Raw genomic sequence first — 17,901 nt, forward strand, 5'->3', positions numbered from 1 at the left:
TAAGCACAGCACCGGTCACGAGCGGCCTCGCCGCGACGCCGAAGGCGGCGCCAACAAGCACGGCACAGACACATCTGGGTGGCTACCGGCCGCGTCCGGTAGCCGATCTTCCCGACCGGGTATAGAACCGGTGCGGGCCGGTCGGCAACCTCCCTGGCTATGTCACGTCTTGGCAACGGGGGCACCGTGCGGCCCCGGCGCGGGAAGGGGCAGGCGTGGACAACCGGTACCGGTACAGCGGCTCGTACCGCCGTCCGATTCGTGCCACCAACGGCCTGCGCAACGCCAAGATCGCCGTGACCATGGCCTCGGTGCTGACACTGGCGCTGACCTGGTTCGGCTGGACCCAGCTTCAGCAGATCACCAGCGGCCTGACCACCGCCGACGTCATCGAGTCCGGGTCGAGCAGCGAGTCGCCGGCCGACGGGTCGGAGGACATCCTGCTGGTCGGCATGGACAGCCGGACCGACGCGCAGGGCAATCCGCTGTCGCCGGAGCTGCTGGCCCAGCTGCACGCCGGCGGCGACGACGGCGAGTCCAACACCGACACCATGATCCTGGTGCACATCCCCAACGGCGGCGGCCGGGCGACCGCGATCTCCATCCCGCGCGACTCGTTCGTGGACATCGCCGGCGGCCACGGCACCCACAAGATCAACTCGGCCTTCGCCCGGGGCAAGTACGACGTGGAGCCCAGCCTCAAGCAGCAGGGGCTGGCCGGGGCGCCGCTCGAGGTGCGGTCCAACCAGGAGGGCGCCAAGACCGCCATCCGTACCGTGCAGAACCTCACCGGCGTCACCATCGACCACTACGCCCAGATCAACCTGGCCGGGTTCTACGACATCACCCAGGCCGTCGGCGGCGTGCAGGTGTGCCTGCGCAACGCCGTCGACGACGACTACTCCGGCGCCCACTTCCAGGCCGGGGAGCAGACCGTGTCCGGGGCGGCGGCGCTGTCCTTCGTGCGGCAGCGGCACGGGCTGCCCGAGGGCGACCTGGACCGGATCCGCCGGCAGCAGGCGTTCATGGCCGGCATGGCCCAGAAGATCCTGTCGGCCGGCACCCTCACCGACACCGGCAAGCTGGCCGCGCTGGCCGACGCCGTCAAGAAGTCCGTGGTGCTCGACCAGGGCTGGGATCTCGTGAGCTTCGCCCAGCAGCTGCGCGGGCTGACCGGCGGCAGCACCCAGTTCGCGACCATCCCGGTCGAGAACATCTCGTACGAGACGCCCGAGGACGGCGACGCCGTCAAGGTCGACCCGTTCAAGGTGCTCAGCTTCGTGCGGGGGCTCACCGAGACCACCACCACGAAGGCGCCGCCCGCGATCACCGTGGACGTGCTCAACGGGGCCGGGGTGGTCGGCCTGGCCGGTCGGGCCATGGACCTGCTCGCGGCCAAGGGCTACGGGCGTGGCGACACCGGCAACACCGCTGGGCGGTCGACCACCCTGGTCACCTACGGCTCCGGCGGCGAGGCCGGCGCGCGCAAGGTTGCCTCGGACCTCGGGGGCAATGTCACCGTGTCCCAGGAACCCAGCCTGGCCGACGGCCATGTCGAGGTCTACCTGGGTAGCGACTACCGCGGTCCCGGGGCCCAGGGGTGGGCCGGTGGTGGTTCGCTCGCGCTGAACGGAGCAGCCCTCAGGGCCGCTCCTACCACCGCTTCCGACGCGCCGATCACGGCGGACGGCGTCACCTGCGTGAACTGACTCGCAGGCTCAGGACTGGACGTTGCCCTGCTGGGTCGTCGTGTTGTGCTGCTGGGCGCCGGGCTGCGGGGCCTGGTTGAGCTGCTGCGGCGGAGCCGGCGGGGCCGTGTCCTCGGCCTTGCCGTCCTTCGCACCCATCTCAGCCTTGAAGATCCGCAACGACTGGCCGATGCCGCGAGCGGCGGACGGCAGTTTCTTGGCGCCGAACAGCACCACGATCACCAGAAGGATGATGACCAGGTGTGTTGGGGTGAAAAAGTTGAATGGCATCGCTGTCCAGCGTAACCCACCCGCCGCCGGGAACAAGCCTGCCAACCGGCCGTGCATCGAGTTGTCCCCACCCCGGCCACCATCCCCCCGATCCGGTGCTCCCCCGGCCCGCCATCACCGGCCCGGCACGACCGCCCGCCGACATCGGCGGGCCGGCTCGGTGGCGGCCGCTCGCCGTGGCCGTTCGACCACTGCTGTCGGCCCGGTGGGTCCTACCCTTGCCGCCCCTGAGCCGATCGGGTGACGGCCTCGTCCGAAAAGTTCTCGCGAAACCGCGTAATGAACCGCTCCGTGCACGCTCTCATCACCGTGCGGATCGACCCGATGACATACCAGCGCGTGCTCGGTGACGAGCTACGCAAGCTGCGCAAGCAACGCGGCTGGACCAGGAAGGTGCTGCAGGGAAAGCTGCAGACCGAGGTCTCGCTGCAGACCCTGGCGACCTACGAACTCGGCACCCGGCAGTGCTCGGTGGTGCGGCTGGCGGAGATCTGCCTCGCCCTCGAAGCCCTGCCGCAGGGAATAGCGCCGCGCACATGCTTAGTTGGGCACCAACGGAATGCCACGAAAGTAGGTCAGACGCGTCTCTTCTGGAGATGATAATGGTAGCATTCCGGAAGACCGACAAAGAATATCGGCATCTTGACCCCTCTATTCTTGCTGAACGGATTTCGGTTAAACTCATATCTGTAGCCGGTAGGTGTGATCATCGTGGGGGTCAGCGTGAGCCAAAGTGTGTTGACCGATAGTCGCTCCCCTTGTTTGGCCCCATCGAAGTAAGGGACTCGCACTTAGCTAGACTTGCTGTGTTCCCCGCGAGGGCCGATCACCCAATCTGAGCTTGCAAGGAAAGCCCCAGCGAGGAGAAAAGCACTCCTTTTTTGAATGCCTTCGCGACGAGACGCATGTGCGCAACATTCCTAGCGACTGCCGGTTGGCCAGTCGATTTGAACCTGTTTGGAAAGTAAGCCGACAGCGATTTTCTGACGGCCCCACCCCGCCCACACGCCACACCCCCGTCACATGCGGTCCGCACGTGACGTGTGGCGGCAAGTCCGACGCGCATATGACGGTCGGACCGCCCGACCGGTGGGCCCGTCAGGCAAGGCCCCGCGTGTCCCACCACGCGAGGAATCCCGCGTGTCCCACCACGCGAGAGCCGGCCGTGGACCCCACCACGGCCGGCTTCGTTTGGGAGACCGATACCCCGACGATCCGTCTCCCAGCTCCTGGTCCCCCGAGTCCGTGCCTCAGCCGACCGGCGTCGTGGTGCGGGTGGCGGCCAGCAGCTCGTAGTCGGCCAGCTCGACCTTTCGGGTCCGCAGCACGTACTGCCACACGAACCCGGGCCAGACGGTGCGGTTCACGCCGGCCGAATCCAGGTACCAGCTGTTGCAGCCGCCGACGCTCCAGACGCCCTTGCGCAGCTTGCGCTGGATCTCCAGGTTGAACTTGCGCTGCGGGGCGGGGCGCACGTCCATCGCGGTGACGTCGTGGCTGGCGAGCAGCTGGAGGCACTGCAACACGTAGCGGGCCTGGGCCTCGATCATCAGGACGACCGAGTTGTGGCCGAGTCCGGTGTTGGGGCCGAGCAGGAAGAACAGGTTGGGGAAGCCGGAGACGCCGATGCCGAGATAGGTCTCCAGGCCCTTCTCGCGCCACTGGCTGGTCAGGTCGACGCCGTTGCGGCCCTTGATGTCGAGGTAGTCGAAGGCGTCGGTGACGTGGAAGCCGGTGCCGAAGATGATGGCGTCGACCTCGTGCTCGACCCCGTCGGCGGTGACGACGGATTGTTCCCGCACCTCGGTGATGCCCTCGGTGACCAGGTCGACGTTGGGCCGGTTGAAGGTCGGGTAGTAGTCGTTGGAGATCAGCACCCGCTTGCAGCCCATGGTGTAGTCGGGCGTCAGCTTGCGCCGCAGCTCCGGGTCGTGCACCTGCTCCTTGATCTGCTTGCGCACGGGCTGGGAGGCGAACTTCATCAGCTTCGGGTTGAAGGTGAAGGCCAGGGCCCGGGAGTCCAGCGCCCAGAACAGCGCGGTGCGGCGCAGCCACTGGGTGGCGGGCAGGTTGCGGAAGAAGGTCTTCTCGACCTTGCTGACGGGACGGTCGGCCTTCGGCATCACCCACGCCGGCGTGCGCTGGAACAGGGTGAGCTGCTCGACCTGCTTGGCGATCTCCGGCACGAACTGGATGGCGCTGGCCCCGGTGCCGACGACAGCCACCCGCTTGCCGGTGAGGTCGTAGTCGTGGTTCCACTGCGCCGAGTGGAAGCTCTCGCCCTGGAAGCGCTCCATGCCGGGCAGGTCGGGAATGGACGGGATGTGCAGGGCGCCGATGCCGGCGACCATGGCGTCGGCGGTGTAGGTGTCGCCGCTCTCGGTCCGAACGGTCCAGCGCAAGGTGGCGTCGTCGAAGGCGGCGCCGGTGACCTTCACGCCGAACCGGATGTGCTCGCGCAGGTTGTGCTTGTCGGCGCAGATCCGCAGGTAGTCCCAGATCTCCCGCTGGCCCGCGTAGAGCCGGCTCCACTCCGGGTTCTGCTCGTACGAGAAGGAGTACAGGTGCGACGGGATGTCGCAGGCGCAGCCCGGGTAGGTGTTGTCCCGCCACGTGCCGCCGACGTCCTCGGCCTTCTCCAGGATGACGAAGTCGTGCCGGCCGGCCTGCTTGAGCTGGATGGCCATGCCGAGCCCGGAGAACCCGGTGCCGATGATGACGACGCTGGTGTCCTGCCCGCCCATGTCCGAATTCCCTCCGTAGACCCTGCTCACGACCTTAACTCGCCAGTAGGTTACTACGAGTAGGTTACCTTGGGTAGACTGGTGTCGTGACGAGCGCAGCCGACACCGGCCGACGCAGGCGGATGCCCCGGGCGGCCCGCAAGGCCCAGATGCTGGCCGTGGCCGAGGAGGTCTTCGCCGAACGCGGCTACCTCGCCGCGTCCATGGACGAGATCGCCGAACGGGTCGGGGTGTCCAAGCCCATGCTGTACGAGTACTTCGGCTCCAAGGAGGGCCTGCTCGTCGGCTGCATCGACAAGGCCCGCACCGAGCTGCGCGAGGCCACCGAGCAGGCCGTCATCGGCGCCGACAGCCCCGAGAGCATGCTGCGCCTCGGCCTGCTGGCCTTCTTCCGCTTCATCGCCGAGCGCCGCCAGTCCTACGGCCTGCTCCGCCACGAGGCGGCGGTGACCGTGCCGTCCGCAGTCGAGGAGATCGAGGCCATCCGCCGCCAGCAGACCGACCTGATGATCGGCTGGATGGGCCTGTCCCTGCCCGGCGCCGACGCCCTGGAGCTCGAGGCCGCCGCCGAGATCCTCGTCGGCTCCTGCGAGCGCCTGGCCCAGTGGTGCGAGCGCCGCCCCGAGGTCACCCCGGAGCGCGCCACCGACCTGCTCATGACGGCGGTGTGGACCGGCCTGGCCTCCCGCGCCGGCGACTGAGCACGCGGTGGGTCAGCGCGGGTGGTCGACCGACCAGCCGGTGCGGTCGGCCCATTCGCGGGCCCGGCCGAGGATCTCGTCGATCAGGCCGCCCTTGGCCTCGGCGTACTGGTTCATGTCGAACCAGTCGCGGGTGGCGAGGTCCCGCTTGAGCTTCTCGTAGGCGTCGCGGTCGGCGGGGGTGGCCCGGAGCCAGTCGCCGAACAACAGGTGGTCGCGTTCCCACTTGCCGCCGGACGGGCAGATGTGGACGTGCACGTCGAGCTGCTCGGTGCGGACCATGCGGTGGTCGGGCTGGCGCACCCGGAGGTGGTAGCCGGCGGCTTCGAGTTGGGGCAGATAGGTCTCCTCTCGGTTGGCGTCGGCGACGCTGACCTGGATGTCGACGACGGGCTTGGCGGCCAGCCCGGGCACGGCGGTGGAGCCGACGTGGTCGATGCGGATCGCGTTGTCCCCCAAGGCCTTGCGGATGCGGGACCGCTCGGCCCGAAAGCGCTCGGCCCACGTGGGGTCGTGCTCGACGATGGTGATGTCACGCTTCTCGCGGCCGCCGATGAGGCTCTCGCCGACCAACTGCTCGCGGACGGCCATGAGCACGAACCCGAGCAGGTTGGCGCCGAGCCACGTGCGTGGTGACGTGGTGCGCTCGTCGCCGGCGGCGAGGCCGATGCCCCAGATCGGGTCCAGGGGCGAAGCCTCGACCAGCACGCGGTCACTGGTGCCGAGCAGGTAGCGGCCCAACAGGGCGTGCTGCCCGAACTTGGCCAGGTTGCCGGCGACGACGATGTCGAAGCGGTGGGCGGCCCAGACCTCGTCCTCGTAGCCGCGCACCTCGCGGCCGAGGTTCTTGGCCTCGTTCGGGTGCCGGGCGCGCAGGATCCGCGCCGCCGTCTCCCCGTCGCCGAACAGCAGTGCCTTGCGGTGCATCATGTAGTGCTCGGCGGTCGGGAACACCAGGTCGTCGACGGTGAACTCGGCCGGCCACCACTGGCTCAGGCACGAGGCGCCGATCCGGCCGTCACGACGCGGCTCGTGGCCCCAGAACCACACGTACTTGAGCCGCCGTCCCGCGTCTTCGGCGCGAATCAGGTCCTCGACACTGCGCATCACCACAAGTGCTGTCCTACCAGCAACCGACGGCCGGGTCCCGCGCTTTTGCGGTACTCGTGCCATCGTCCACTTCGGACGGCATCAGGTCATGGGCGTCACCCCGATCGCGGACATCAGCATCGGGAACGACACGTGCAGCTCCCGCTGCCAGTACGGCCAGCTGTGCGTGCCGGGCCCGTACATGTCGAGCGTGGCCGGGATGTGCAGTAGCCGTAACCGGTCGATCAGCGCGGACGTCTCCGCGCCGTGCAGGGCTTCGCTCTGGTTGAACCCCGTCCCGGGCGGGTCGAGCGGGCCTGGCTGCCCGTTGCCGGAGGCGATGAACAGCTTGGTGCCGCGCAGCGCGAAAGCCAGGTCGACCGGATTGTGCGCGGCCCACACGATCCGCTGCTTCACCGGGTCGCCCCACAGGGCGTTCGGATCATGACCGTTGCTCGTCACGACCGAGGTGACCTGGGTGATCGCCTCCTGGGACAGCAGGGTGTCCAGCGCCCCGCTGTAGGAGGCGGCCGCCTGGAACATCCCGGGATGGCGGGCCGAGTAGTCGAACGCGCCCAGCCCGCCCATCGACAGGCCGGCGATGGCCCGGCGCTGCCCGGCCCGGTAGCCGCGTTCCAGCAGCTGCCGCAACTCGACGGTGTGGAAGGTCTCCCAGGCCGGTCCGCTCAGCCAGTTCGAGTAGTAGCCGTCCGGTCCGGCCTCGGGCATCACGACCAGCACGTCCGTGCCGGCGGTGAGGTCCGCGACGTCGGTCTGGCGGGTCCAGGACGTGTAGTCGTCGCAGCACCCGTGCAGCAGGTACAGCACCGGCCATCGGGTGTTCGGCCGGGCGTCCCAGTCCGGCGGTAACAGCAGCCGGGCCCTCGCGGTGCGCCCCAGAGCGGGCGACTGGATCGTCAGATCCAGTGTCCTCGGGCCGACCATGGTCTGGTCGACGACCGTCGCACCGTCGTCGGCCGTCACCTGTTGCGCCGCCCCAGCGTTCGAGGCGACCGAGCCGGCCACGAGGCCGACCACCACCAGCGCCACCCCGGTCAGGAGGCGCCAGATCACCGCACGTGTCCGCATGGCTACACCGTGGCACAGCCCTCCCCACGCAGGGAAGGACGCCTTACCTGCGTTGGCCGCAATGGCCGCATGCGGGTAAGGCGTCCTTCACTGCGTTCAACGAGGGTAAGGCGTCCTTCCCTGCATAAGCCGGGGTCAGTGGACGCGGTAGACGACCGTGCCGTGGGCCGGCACGGAGGCGCTGATGGTGCCGGAGGTCGTCGACTTGGCCTTGGACCAGAGGTCGGTGAGGGTGCGGGTGCCGGCGGGGGCGCCGATGGCCGACAGGGTGGTGGAGATCTTGGCGGTCTTGTCGGTCTCGTTGAACAGGGCGACAGCGGTGTCGCCGTTGGCCAGGGGCTTGCGGATCACGTGCAGGCCGTTGGACGAGGAGATCTCGTTGCCCTGCACGCCCTTGGTGTCCTGATCGAGGGCGACGACGTCGGCGTTGCGCAGGATGGTGAGGGTGGCCGAGGAGGCCTTGCGGATGTCCGAGCCGATGAGCAGCGGGGCGGCCATCATGGCCCACAGGGTGAAGTGGCTGCGGTACTCGGTGTCGGACATCTTGCCGTTGCCGACCTCGAGCATGTCGGGGTCGTTCCAGTGCCCGGGCCCGGCGTACTTGCCGAGCTTGATGTTGGCCTTGTAGATGGACAGCATCTTCGAGTACGAGTCGTTGATGTCACCGGTGGTGCGCCAGGAGTTGCCGACCGGCGCGGCCCAGGTCCACGGCTGGTTCTGGCCCCACTCGCAGATCGAGTACAGGATCGGCCGGCCGGTGGCGGCCAGCGCGTCGCGCATGGCGGTGTAGCGCTTCTTGGCGTCCTGGCCCTGGTTGTTGCAGTTGTCGTACTTCAGGTAGTCCACGCCCCACGACGCCCACAGCGCGGCGTCCTGCTTCTCGTGGCCGAGCGCGCCGGGGAAGCCGGCCTTGTTGCACGTCTTGGTGCCGGCGCTGGTGTACAGCCCGAACTTGAGGCCCTTGGAGTGCACGTAGTCGGCGACGGCCTTGATGCCGTGCGGGAAGCGGTTCTTGTCGGGCACCAGGTTGCCCTTGCTGTCCCGGCTCGACTGCGCCCAGCAGTCGTCCAGGTTGACGTACTGGTAGCCGGCGTCCTTGAGGCCGGTCGACACCAGGGTGTCGGCGATGCCCTCGACGAACGCCTCGTTGAACTGGGACCCGCACTGGGTCAGGTTCCAGTTGTTGAAGCCCATCTGCGGGGTGAGGGCCAGGCCGTTGTCCAGGGCCAGCGCCGGGGTGGCCCCCAGCACCCCCGACCCGACCAGGGCCACGACCGCGGCCAGCGCGGTCAACACAGTCCTGCGCACGTTTCGTTCCTCCAGCTTGTCGGCTTCGGCGTGCGCGGCGGCGACGGGCGACCGGGTCAAAACGTAGGAGGTCCACACCATGAACACAAGGACTCATAGCCGATATGCCACCTTTCGCCGTCAGACATCGGATCTTCGACTGCTCCGGTCGGTCTACTCTCCGGTAGTTACGACGGATCCGAACGACTGGGCCGAACGGGTGGCACCGTGAACGCGCACGGTGACGCTACGCGTTCGCTTCGTGGTCAAACCCCGTGCTACTACCCCGATGAGTTAGTTGTCCCTTAACGAAATGGAGTATTGAGGACGCCGCCGTCTGGTGGCTCAATGAACCCGACACGGATCCGCTCGTCGGACCGCTCCAACTCGAAAGGGTGACACGCGCCATGCCACTGGCCCCGCCGGACATCGACCTCGTCGATCTCCCGATCGGGACGGCTGCTCACCTTTCGGTTAACACCACCCTTCGCCTTCTCGGGTGACGAATGTGTCCTCACCGCGCCGCGGGGTTACCCCGCGCAGCAGCCCCCCGCCATGCCTGGCGGGAACCGCTAACACTGGAGGTGCTATGACAGCAGACAAGGACCCGAGGCTGACGGAACCATCGACTCGAGGCCGCGACGGCGGACTCAGACGGACGGCTTCCACCGCACACCGGACGGCAGTCGATCCCAACGGCTGAGCCGGCGCCGGCAGATCAGCGCGCGTCCTGACTTCCGGTGGAGAGGGCCCCAGGGCCACGGTGGCCCTCTCCCCGGAAGCTCGACGCGAGCCCGATCGCCGCCGTGATCAACACCACCGCCGACAAGGCCGCCGCGACCTGCGGCAATGCCGCCGGCCCGGCCGTGCCGAGCACCGCGCCGCCGACCACTCCGGACAGGCCGACACCGAGAAAACCGGCCGTCTCGTCGAGCACCGGGTCGGCGATGAGGCCCCGCATCGAGGCGTCCGCCGCCCCGGCCGAGGCACCCCAGAGCGTGAGCACCGCCGCGACGCCGGCCACCGAGCCGTGAGCCAGCGGCAGCGCCGCCGCGAAGGCGGCACTGGTCGCGACTGACGCAAGCAAAGCCGCCCTCGCACCACGTCCCCGCGCCACCAGGGCACCGACGACCGCCCCCAGGCCGAAGGCCAGGAACAGCGCGCCGACGGCCGGGCCGTGCATGCCGCCGACGGCGGCCAGAACCGTCGTGAACAGCGTGAACGCGGCGAGCACGCCGGCTCGGAAGATCACCTTCAGCCCGGCGGCCAGCAACACTTGTGGATCACTGATCGGGTGACGATCGATCGTGGGCCCCGGCACGCCGAGTAGCGCGTCGGCAACGCCGATCGCGGCCAGCACGGCCAGCAGCACGAACACGGCCCGATAACCGGCCTGGTCCGCGATCACGGCGGCCAGCGGTGCGCCGAGAACGGCCCCGAAAGCCGTCCCGCCGGCCAGGCCGCGACCACCGGCCCGCACGACACACGCCGCGCCGACCGCGAGCACAATTCGACCGGCGAGAAGCAGGAAAAAATGGTCGACGAATACCGAAAACCCGTTTCCGATGGTCAGAACGGCCAGGCCGATCGGCAGCAGCCGACGGGGATCGACCCGGCCGATGAATGGCAGCACAATCGCGCACGTCAATCCGAAAACGGTGAGCAGTTGTGCGACCTCGGCATCGGAAACGTCGAGTTCGATGGTGAGCGACGGCATCAGCCCGGCGATGGAGAACATGCCCGCGCCGACGACAAAACCGCCGAGCACGGCCGCCGCGCGGCGAATCGGGATGTCCGACATGGCGGCAATGGGCTCCGTCGCGGTAATTGAACTGTTCGGGTGACCGATCTCCGTCCACGCTACGCCGAACGGGCCGCCCCGGAGCGGGCTCGACCGCGAGGCCGAGACCGCGGGCCTGGAAGTACTGTCCCCGGAATGTCGTCCCCGTCGCGCAGACGCGTCCCCCTCGACACCCCGGAGCGCCTGGCCGAGGTGCTGACCGCGGCCCTCGACGTGGTGGCCGAGGTCGGTTACGAGCGGTTCAACATGGACCTCGTCGCGCAACGGGCACACGTCAGCAAGGGCAGCCTCTACCAGCGCTGGCCGTCCAAGGCGCATCTGATCGTGGCGGCGGTGGACGCCAACCGGGTCGAGGTGCAGGCCCCGGACACCGGCTCGTACCTGGGTGACGTGCGGGAGCTGGCCAAGCAGTGGCTGCGCACCGAGGCACCGGGAGACCGGCGCGGCCTGCTGCTGGCCCTGCTGGAGGGCAGCCGCCGGGACCCCGAGCTGGCCCGGCTGATGGGCGAGCAGCTCGGTCAGGGCGGCATCAGCCCGATGTCCGTGGTGCTGGACGCCGCCAAGGCCCGCGACGAGCTGCCGCCCGGCGTGGACCTGGAGCTGCTGGGCGAGCTGCCGATGTCGCTGGCCATCACGACCCTGCTGTTCCGGGACCAGCCCCTGAACGACGCCCTGGTCGACCGGATCGTGGACGGTCTGCTGGCGCCGCTGCTGGGTCAGCGGGATCACAACCGATAGAACAGAACTGTTCTGTACGCTCGAACCCGGGAGATCACCTCTCCGGGTGACGTCCGCTGCGGCGGACGGCTCGGTGCGGTGAAGTCGGAACCGACCGGGACGAGGGGGCGACATGGCTGCCACCACCGCAGTCGAGCCGGACACCGCGAGCGTGAGCCGCGGCCGGACGAACGCGATCTTCGGTGTGGTGCTGCTCGGCGTGCTGCTGGCGGCGCTGGACCAGACCATCGTGGGCACGGCACTGCCCACGATCGTCGGCGACCTCGGCGGGGCCGGCCACCTGTCCTGGGTGGTCACGGCCTACCTGCTGGCCGAGACGATCATGACGGTGGTCGTCGGCAAGTTCGGCGACCTGTTCGGCCGCAAGCTGATGTTCCAGCTGTCGGTGGTGATCTTCGGCGTCGGCTCCTTCTTCAGCGGCTTCGCCGACTCCATGACCTGGCTGATCATCTGGCGGGCCGTGCAGGGCATCGGCGGCGGCGGACTGCTGGTGACGGCCACCGCGCTCATCGCCGACTTCATCCCGTTGCGCGACCGCGGCAAGTACCAGGGCCTGCTGGGCTCGGTGTTCGGCGTGGTGACGGTGGTCGGCCCGATGCTGGGCGGCCTGTTCGTGGACCACCTGTCCTGGCGCTGGGCGTTCTACGTGAACATCCCGCTGGTCGTGGTGGTCCTCATCGTCGCGGCGGTGGCCATGCCGTCGGTGAAGGCGGCCCTCAAGCCGGTCGTCGACTACATGGGCATCGTGCTGATCGGCCTGGCCGTCACCGGGCTGACGCTGGTCACCAGCTGGGGCGGCTCGACCTACGCCTGGAACTCGCCGGAGATCATCTGGATGTCGGTCGGCTCGGTCGTGCTGCTGGCCCTGTTCGTCCTGGTCGAGCTGCGGGCCAAGGAACCGATGCTGCCCATGCGGCTGTTCGGCAACCCGGTGTTCACGGTGGCCGGCATCCTCAGCTTCATCGTCGGCTTCGCCATGCTGGGCGCCCTGTCGTTCCTGCCGACGTACATGCAGTACGTGGAGGGCACGTCCGCCACCTCGTCCGGCATCCGGCTGCTGCCGATGGTGCTCGGCCTGCTGGTGGCCTCGATCTTCTCCGGCAACGTGGTGAGCCGGACCGGGCGGTACAAGATCTTCCCGATCCTGGGCAGCTTCGGCATCAGCGCCGGCCTCTACCTGCTGTCGCTGCTCACGCCGGGGACCGGGCTCGTGCTGTCCTCGGTCTACATGCTGGTGCTGGGCGTCGGCATCGGCCTGGCCATGCAGGTGCTGACGATCGCCGTGCAGAACACCGTCGACTACGCCGACCTGGGCGTGGCCACCTCGGGCGTGACGTTCCTGCGCTCCATCGGCAGCTCGTTCGGCGCCGCCATCTTCGGCTCGATCTACTCCAGCCAGCTCACCGCCAACCTGACGTCGACGCTGGCCGCGCATCCGCTGCCGCAGGGTGTCGACCCGCACGTGACGGCCGTGCCGTCGCTGCTGCACGCCCTGCCGGACGTGCTGTCGGCGCCGATCGTGCAGGCCTACTCCGACTCGCTGCACACGGTGTTCCTGTACGCGGTGCCGGTCGGCGTGCTGGCGCTGCTGGTGTCGTTCTTCCTCAAGGAGATGCCGCTGCGCGACACGTCACGGGCCAGCGCGCCGGAGATGGGCGAGGGCTTCGCCATGCCGGAGGCCCGGGATTCCGACCGCGAGCTGGAGCGGGCCATCGCCACCCTGCTGTACCGGGAGCGCCGGCAGGCCGCGCCGGAGATCCTCGGCCGGTCCGGCACGAGCCTGGACGAAGGCGGCGTCTGGTGCCTCATGCGCGTCAAGTTCCAGCACAAGCTGCACCGGCCGGCCACCGTCGCCGCCATCGCGGAGCGGCACCGGATCCCGGGCAAGGTGTTCGAGCCGGCGTTCTTCGCGCTGGAGTTCAGCGGCTACCTGGAGCGCCGCGGCGAGGAGTTGGAGCTGACCGAGCGCGGGCACGCCGAGTTCGAGCGGCTGGCCCACGCCTGGCGGGACTGGATCGTGGAGCGGCTGGCCGACTGGCGGCCCGACGGCCGGGCCGACCTGGACGCGGCCATCGACCGGGTGGCCGCCCGGATGATCGAACAAGCGGGCGATGAACAGCGACAAGGTAGGCACGCTTTGGTGTAAGACCCGGTTGGCGGTCACCCGATCGGTGTAGCGTCGTCATGCGTCCGACGGGTCCGCGTTTCACCTCCAGCGGCCCCGTCGACCGGGGAGGCCGCGTTGAACGGGGAGGGTGATCGAGGATGGGCGCGACACCGATCTTGGTGAACTATCAGCCGCAGGGCGAGGACTGGACGGTCAACGTCCGGTCCGACGACACCGTGCTGACCGAGCAGGCGCCCGGCCTGATCGCCGCGCGGGACCGCGCCGACCAGTTGGTCGAGCAGCTGACCGGCGCCGACACCGAGCGCAAGCCGACCGTCGTGCACCTGCTGGAGGGCGACGCCTTCGCCTTCACCACCGCCTATCTGCACGCCAGGCACGGCCTGAGCACGCCGTCCCTGCCGCAGCCCCAGCCGCCGGCGGCCGACACGCCGGCCGGCGACCCGCCCAAGGTCGGGGAGAACACGCAGGAGATGGATCTCTCCGAGTTGGCTGAAGAGGCGCTGGACGCGGAGATCTGAGCCACCCGACCGGCTGATTGCACCTAGGATGATCCCCGAAAGGCGACCTGGTGCAGTATCGGGAGGCTGGTCTTGGCCACAACGTCGTACGCGGAGCAGGCAAACGCGGCTGCCCGCGGTCGGCCGAGGGACGCCACCCGCGACGAGGCGTTGCGCCGGGCGGCCCTTGAGGTGATGGCCGAGGTCGGCTACCGGGCGTTGACCATGGACGCCGTGGCGGCCAAGGCGCGCGCCGGCAAGGCGACCATCTACCGGCGCTGGGAGTCCAAGCTCGACCTGGTCATCGACACCGTGAACCAGTTGGTGCACCAGGAGATCCCGGAGCCCGACACCGGGTCGCTCACCGGCGACCTGCGGGAGTTCCTCAGCGCCTTCGCCGCGTTCCTGTCCGGCCCGACCGGCAAGGCGGCGCAGGCGCTGGTCGGCGAGCTCCCCCACGAGCCCGAGCTGGCCACGGCGTTCCGGGAGACGTTCCTGGTGGCGCAGCGGGATGTGCTGCGCGGCATCATCGACCGCGGCACCGCCCGTGGCGAGGTCCGCCTGGACGCCCCGCGCGGCATGGCGGTCGAGCTGGCCGGCGCGGCGCTGACCTACCGGCTGATGCTCACCGGCGACCCGCTCGACGACACCTTCGTGGACCGGCTGGTCGACCAGGTGCTGCTGCCGCTGCTGAGACCCTGACACACGAAGACCCCCGCCGCGGCGGGGGTCTCGCGTCAGCTCAGATCGTCAGCGGAAAAGCTTGCGCACCACCAGGACACCGACCAGCACGCCGACGCCGATCAACGCGTACTTCACCCGCGGATCGGACAGCCGGGAGCGGACCGCGTCCTTGCCCTGGTCCACGTACTGCTTCGGGTTGGCCTTCACGGCCAACTCGTCCAGGGTGGCGGCCAGCGCGTCACGCGCCTGCTCGATCTCACGCTGGATGGTGTCGGGATCGCGGGCCACTGTTCCTCCTCGCCGTGCGTGCCTGAACCACCGTAGTTGACCACGTTAAGGCCGGTTCGACAGGCCCGCCGGACGCCGCCCGCTAGGCTTACGGCGAGGGGGCCATAGCCCAATTGGCAGAGGCACACGGTTTAGGTCCGTGCCAGTGTCGGTTCGAGTCCGACTGGCCCTACGCGATGGGCGACCTGTGCTCGCGGAGAGCGCTCACCAGGTCGCTCCGGTTTTTGGTGTTGGGGGGCGACCCCCAACACACCCGGGGCGTGCTGTGCCCCGCGGTCTGAGCTGCGGTTAGGGGGTTGCCGCCGGATGGCGGAGGCGTCATGCAGGCAGACTCGATGTTCGGCCGGCCGCCGGTGGAGATCGCACCCGGCGCTGTGCACACACCCGACTGGCTGAACCTCGACGACCAGCGCCGCGTGGTCGCCGCGTGCCGGGAGTGGGCCGTTCCCCCGGCCGGCATGCGCCACACGACGCTGCCCAGCGGCGGCGTGATGTCCGTGCAGACGGTGTGCCTGGGCTGGCACTGGACGCCGTATCGCTACAGCCGCTTCACCGAGGACGGCTCTCCCGTGAAGCCGCTGCCGGACTGGTTGGCGGAGCTGGGCGCGCGGGCGGTCGGGGATCCCGGATACCGGCCGGACGTCGCCCTGGTCAACTTCTACGACCAGGACGCGAAGATGGGCATGCACCAGGACAAGGACGAGCGGAGCGAGGCGCCGGTCGTGTCGCTGAGCATCGGCGACAGCTGCGTGTTCCGCTTCGGCAACACCGAGCACCGCAACCGGCCGTGGACCGACGTCGAACTGCGGTCCGGCGACCTGTTCGTCTTCGGTGGGCCGTCCCGGTTCGCGTATCACGGCGTGACGAAAACCCTGCCAGGGACCGGAGATCCGGCGACCGGGCTGACCGCCGGCCGCCTCAACATCACGCTTCGGGTGTCCGGACTGGACTGACCGGCCGCATCCCGGCGCACACCACACCGACCATCAGGCCCGGGTCGGCGGTGCCCTGTCGGGCCATGCTCAGGCAGCCCACTATGAGCGTCTTCACGTCGGCGGCCGTCAGGTCCGGCCGCACCTCGCCGGCCTCCTGGGCCTTGGCCAGCAGGTCGCCGAGGCCGGTCATCATCACCTGCCGCGCCTCCGCCGTCAGCTCCTGGTTGAGGCCGCCGCCGGCCGCCAGCGCGTCGAACAGCGCCTTGTTCAGGCTGGCGTCGCGGACCATGCGCTCGAAGAAACCGAAGAACGCCCGGCCCGCGGCCGGCCCCTCGGCCAGCTTCCTGGCCACCTCCCCGACCGACCGCAGGCGCTCCTGGATGATCGCCACGAACAGCGCGTCCTTGGTCGGGAAGTGCCGGTAGACGGTGCCCACGCCGACCCCCGCCCGCCGCGCGATCTCGTCGATCGGGACCGCGAGGCCCTCCTCGGCGAACACCTGCTGCGCCACCTCGAGCACCCGGGCCCGGTTGCGCCGGGCGTCGGCGCGCAACGGCCGGCCGGCGACGGTGGAATCGGCTGAAGTCACGCCCCCGACTGTAGGACGCCGGGTACCCCCAGGTCGCCTACCAGGAGGCCCGCGTCACCACTGTGGACCAATCGGACACCGGCTCCCGGTTCGGAAAATTCGACAAGAGCCTGTGGGCCCGCCCACACTCCGTCGTCAATCGGTTACGGCTTGGCCACGTCCTGGCACCAGGTGTGCCTCGACTGTCGTAACCGGTTGGCCCGGACACCCGGATGGCGGCCAAGGTGGAGAGGTTTGCTGAGGGGAGTGACAAGTGCGGATCGTCAGGCTGATCGGGGCGGCATGCCTCGCGGCGCTGCTGGCCGGGTGCGGCACGGCGGGCGGTCCCCAGCTGTCGGCCGTGCAGAGCAGCGCGAATCCGACGGTGAGCCAGGCCGCGAAGACCGTGGACGCGGCGTTCGGGGACCGGCGGACCTGGCCGAACGGGTTGGCGATCACCATCTCGCAGCCCCGGTCGCTCAAGCCGAGCAGCACCGCGTACCCGCAGGCGGCGCGGGCGGCGGTGTTCGAGCTGACGGTGGAGAACGGCACGGCCACCACGTACAAGCCGTCGCAGCTGGCCGTGAAGGCGACGGTCGGCGGCCAGCTGGCGCAGGAGGTAGTGGACCCCGCGCAGGGGCTCGGCGGCTACGTGGCCGCGCAGGAGGATCTCGCACCGGGCAGGACCGTGCAGCTGACGGTGGCCTTCGCCGTGCCGCAGCAACCGACCGACCTGCGGATCCTGGTGCAGCCGGACGTGGTCGACGCGGTGCCGGCGACGGCGTTCGCGGGGACCGCCTAGGCCGATTGTCGGTGGGGCACGCTACGTTCGCGCTATGACTGAGCAGACGCGACTGGCGGTCGGCGACACGGCGCCGGACTTCACGCTCCTGGACAGCGAGGGCAACAAGGTCTCGCTGTCCGACTACCGCGGGCGCCAGGTCGTCGTGTACTTCTACCCGGCCGCCATGACGCCGGGCTGCACCAAGCAGGCCTGCGACTTCCGGGACAACCTGGCCGAGTTCAACGACGCCGGTCTCGCGGTGCTGGGCATCTCCCCGGACAAGGTGGAGAAGCTGGCCAAGTTCCGTGACGCCGAGGGCCTGACCTTCCCGCTGCTCTCGGACGCCGACAAGGCCGTGATGCAGCGCTGGGCCGTCTTCGGCGAGAAGCAGAACTACGGGCGCACGGTGATGGGCGTGATCCGCTCCACGTTCGTCGTCGACGCCGACGGCAAGATCGCCAAGGCCTCGTACAACGTGCGGGCCACCGGGCACGTCGCCAAGCTGCGCAAGGACCTCGGCATCTGAGCCGGGCCGTAGCGGTATACGACCGGTCCGCCGATCGGGCGCTGCGCTGGGAGGGGCCGGAGC

Annotated in this window: 17 protein-coding genes, 1 tRNA gene and 1 pseudogene; 11 read left to right on the top strand and 8 right to left on the bottom strand. The window is 69.3% G+C overall.

Annotated elements, in window-relative coordinates; genetic code table 11:
• The first annotated feature begins 215 nt into the window (after positions 1–215).
• Positions 216–1,709: an LCP family protein gene (locus KUTG_RS18685; RefSeq protein WP_232240848.1), complete on the top strand. Its 1,494-nt coding sequence runs from the start codon at positions 216–218 to the stop codon at positions 1,707–1,709.
• Positions 1,710–1,718: 9 nt separating this feature from the next.
• On the opposite strand, the gene tatA is transcribed toward KUTG_RS18685, so the two are convergent.
• Positions 1,719–1,979: a Sec-independent protein translocase subunit TatA gene (tatA, locus tag KUTG_RS18690; protein WP_043718498.1), complete on the bottom strand. Its 261-nt coding sequence runs from the start codon at positions 1,977–1,979 to the stop codon at positions 1,719–1,721.
• A gap of 279 nt (positions 1,980–2,258) precedes the next feature.
• Between tatA and KUTG_RS63685 the strand changes: the two are divergent.
• A pseudogene (locus KUTG_RS63685) lies at positions 2,259–2,504 on the top strand (helix-turn-helix domain-containing protein); the annotation flags it as partial.
• 725 nt (positions 2,505–3,229) lie between these two features.
• Here the strand turns inward: KUTG_RS63685 and KUTG_RS18700 are convergent.
• Positions 3,230–4,723, bottom strand: coding sequence for a flavin-containing monooxygenase (locus KUTG_RS18700; RefSeq protein WP_043718499.1), 1,494 nt, complete (start codon positions 4,721–4,723; stop codon positions 3,230–3,232).
• Positions 4,724–4,845: 122 nt separating this feature from the next.
• Here KUTG_RS18700 and KUTG_RS18705 point away from each other — a divergent pair, with 122 nt between their 5' ends.
• Positions 4,846–5,424, top strand: coding sequence for a TetR/AcrR family transcriptional regulator (locus KUTG_RS18705; RefSeq protein WP_043718501.1), 579 nt, complete (start codon positions 4,846–4,848; stop codon positions 5,422–5,424).
• Positions 5,425–5,436: 12 nt separating this feature from the next.
• Here the strand turns inward: KUTG_RS18705 and KUTG_RS66270 are convergent, their stop codons facing one another.
• The 4 genes from KUTG_RS66270 to KUTG_RS18730 form a co-directional block, all read right to left on the bottom strand.
• The gene (locus KUTG_RS66270) at positions 5,437–6,531 is read right to left on the bottom strand and encodes an NADAR domain-containing protein (protein ID WP_369794480.1); all 1,095 of its coding nucleotides are present in this window, start codon (positions 6,529–6,531) and stop codon (positions 5,437–5,439) included.
• Between the two features lie 84 nt (positions 6,532–6,615).
• Positions 6,616–7,602: an alpha/beta hydrolase gene (locus KUTG_RS18720; protein WP_043718502.1), complete on the bottom strand. Its 987-nt coding sequence runs from the start codon at positions 7,600–7,602 to the stop codon at positions 6,616–6,618.
• 135 nt (positions 7,603–7,737) lie between these two features.
• Entirely contained in the window at positions 7,738–8,910 is a 1,173-nt protein-coding gene (locus KUTG_RS18725; protein WP_369794481.1) for a glycoside hydrolase family 27 protein, read from the bottom strand.
• Positions 8,911–9,607: 697 nt separating this feature from the next.
• The gene (locus KUTG_RS18730) at positions 9,608–10,690 is read right to left on the bottom strand and encodes an MFS transporter (RefSeq protein WP_043718504.1); all 1,083 of its coding nucleotides are present in this window, start codon (positions 10,688–10,690) and stop codon (positions 9,608–9,610) included.
• Positions 10,691–10,825: 135 nt separating this feature from the next.
• On the opposite strand from KUTG_RS18730, the gene KUTG_RS18735 reads away from it, so the two are divergent.
• The 4 genes from KUTG_RS18735 to KUTG_RS18750 all read left to right on the top strand — a co-directional run bounded on the left by KUTG_RS18735 (position 10,826) and on the right by KUTG_RS18750 (position 14,755).
• The gene (locus tag KUTG_RS18735) at positions 10,826–11,428 is read left to right on the top strand and encodes a TetR/AcrR family transcriptional regulator (protein ID WP_052394909.1); all 603 of its coding nucleotides are present in this window, start codon (positions 10,826–10,828) and stop codon (positions 11,426–11,428) included.
• Positions 11,429–11,540: 112 nt separating this feature from the next.
• Entirely contained in the window at positions 11,541–13,574 is a 2,034-nt protein-coding gene (locus KUTG_RS18740) for an MDR family MFS transporter (protein WP_043718506.1), read from the top strand.
• A gap of 119 nt (positions 13,575–13,693) precedes the next feature.
• Entirely contained in the window at positions 13,694–14,074 is a 381-nt protein-coding gene (locus tag KUTG_RS53600; protein ID WP_063753537.1) for a hypothetical protein, read from the top strand.
• A 72-nt stretch (positions 14,075–14,146) separates the two neighbouring features.
• A complete protein-coding gene (locus KUTG_RS18750) occupies positions 14,147–14,755 on the top strand; it encodes a TetR/AcrR family transcriptional regulator (protein ID WP_043718507.1) in 609 nt (202 codons plus the stop codon).
• A gap of 48 nt (positions 14,756–14,803) precedes the next feature.
• Here KUTG_RS18750 and KUTG_RS18755 read toward each other — a convergent pair whose 3' ends face one another.
• Positions 14,804–15,025, bottom strand: a complete 222-nt coding sequence (locus KUTG_RS18755) for a DUF3618 domain-containing protein (RefSeq protein ID WP_043718509.1) — start codon at positions 15,023–15,025, stop codon at positions 14,804–14,806.
• 98 nt (positions 15,026–15,123) lie between these two features.
• Here KUTG_RS18755 and KUTG_RS18760 point away from each other — a divergent pair.
• Positions 15,124–15,197: transfer RNA gene (locus KUTG_RS18760), tRNA-Leu, on the top strand.
• Positions 15,198–15,345: 148 nt separating this feature from the next.
• Positions 15,346–15,978 (top strand): alpha-ketoglutarate-dependent dioxygenase AlkB family protein, encoded by a 633-nt coding sequence (locus tag KUTG_RS18765; protein ID WP_043718510.1) that lies wholly within the window; start codon positions 15,346–15,348, stop codon positions 15,976–15,978.
• Here the strand turns inward: KUTG_RS18765 and KUTG_RS18770 are convergent.
• Entirely contained in the window at positions 15,950–16,549 is a 600-nt protein-coding gene (locus tag KUTG_RS18770; protein WP_063753538.1) for a TetR/AcrR family transcriptional regulator, read from the bottom strand. The genes KUTG_RS18765 and KUTG_RS18770 overlap by 29 nt on opposite strands.
• Before the next feature lie 253 nt (positions 16,550–16,802).
• Here KUTG_RS18770 and KUTG_RS18775 point away from each other — a divergent pair, with 253 nt between their 5' ends.
• Together KUTG_RS18775 and bcp are read left to right on the top strand one after the other, a co-directional pair.
• The gene (locus tag KUTG_RS18775) at positions 16,803–17,330 is read left to right on the top strand and encodes a hypothetical protein (RefSeq protein ID WP_043718511.1); all 528 of its coding nucleotides are present in this window, start codon (positions 16,803–16,805) and stop codon (positions 17,328–17,330) included.
• Positions 17,331–17,364: 34 nt separating this feature from the next.
• Positions 17,365–17,838: a thioredoxin-dependent thiol peroxidase gene (gene bcp / locus KUTG_RS18780; RefSeq protein ID WP_043718512.1), complete on the top strand. Its 474-nt coding sequence runs from the start codon at positions 17,365–17,367 to the stop codon at positions 17,836–17,838.
• Positions 17,839–17,901 lie beyond the last annotated feature (63 nt).

Origin of the sequence: Kutzneria sp. 744 (genome assembly GCF_000568255.1) — a bacterium.
In the GTDB taxonomy this organism is placed as follows: domain Bacteria; phylum Actinomycetota; class Actinomycetes; order Mycobacteriales; family Pseudonocardiaceae; genus Kutzneria.

Bases quoted from the DNA above. Each gene is read 5' to 3' on its own strand.
- KUTG_RS18700 (WP_043718499.1), bottom strand. From the start codon at position 4,723: ATGGGCGGGCAGGACACCAGCGTCGTCATCATCGGCACCGGGTTCTCC.
- KUTG_RS53600 (WP_063753537.1), top strand. From the start codon at position 13,694: ATGGGCGCGACACCGATCTTGGTGAACTATCAGCCGCAGGGCGAGGAC.
- tatA (WP_043718498.1), bottom strand. From the start codon at position 1,979: ATGCCATTCAACTTTTTCACCCCAACACACCTGGTCATCATCCTTCTG.
- KUTG_RS18705 (WP_043718501.1), top strand. From the start codon at position 4,846: ATGCCCCGGGCGGCCCGCAAGGCCCAGATGCTGGCCGTGGCCGAGGAG.
- KUTG_RS18735 (WP_052394909.1), top strand. From the start codon at position 10,826: ATGTCGTCCCCGTCGCGCAGACGCGTCCCCCTCGACACCCCGGAGCGC.
- bcp (WP_043718512.1), top strand. From the start codon at position 17,365: ATGACTGAGCAGACGCGACTGGCGGTCGGCGACACGGCGCCGGACTTC.
- KUTG_RS66270 (WP_369794480.1), bottom strand. From the start codon at position 6,531: ATGCGCAGTGTCGAGGACCTGATTCGCGCCGAAGACGCGGGACGGCGG.
- KUTG_RS18765 (WP_043718510.1), top strand. From the start codon at position 15,346: ATGCAGGCAGACTCGATGTTCGGCCGGCCGCCGGTGGAGATCGCACCC.
- KUTG_RS18740 (WP_043718506.1), top strand. From the start codon at position 11,541: ATGGCTGCCACCACCGCAGTCGAGCCGGACACCGCGAGCGTGAGCCGC.
- KUTG_RS18720 (WP_043718502.1), bottom strand. From the start codon at position 7,602: ATGCGGACACGTGCGGTGATCTGGCGCCTCCTGACCGGGGTGGCGCTG.
- KUTG_RS18730 (WP_043718504.1), bottom strand. From the start codon at position 10,690: ATGTCGGACATCCCGATTCGCCGCGCGGCGGCCGTGCTCGGCGGTTTT.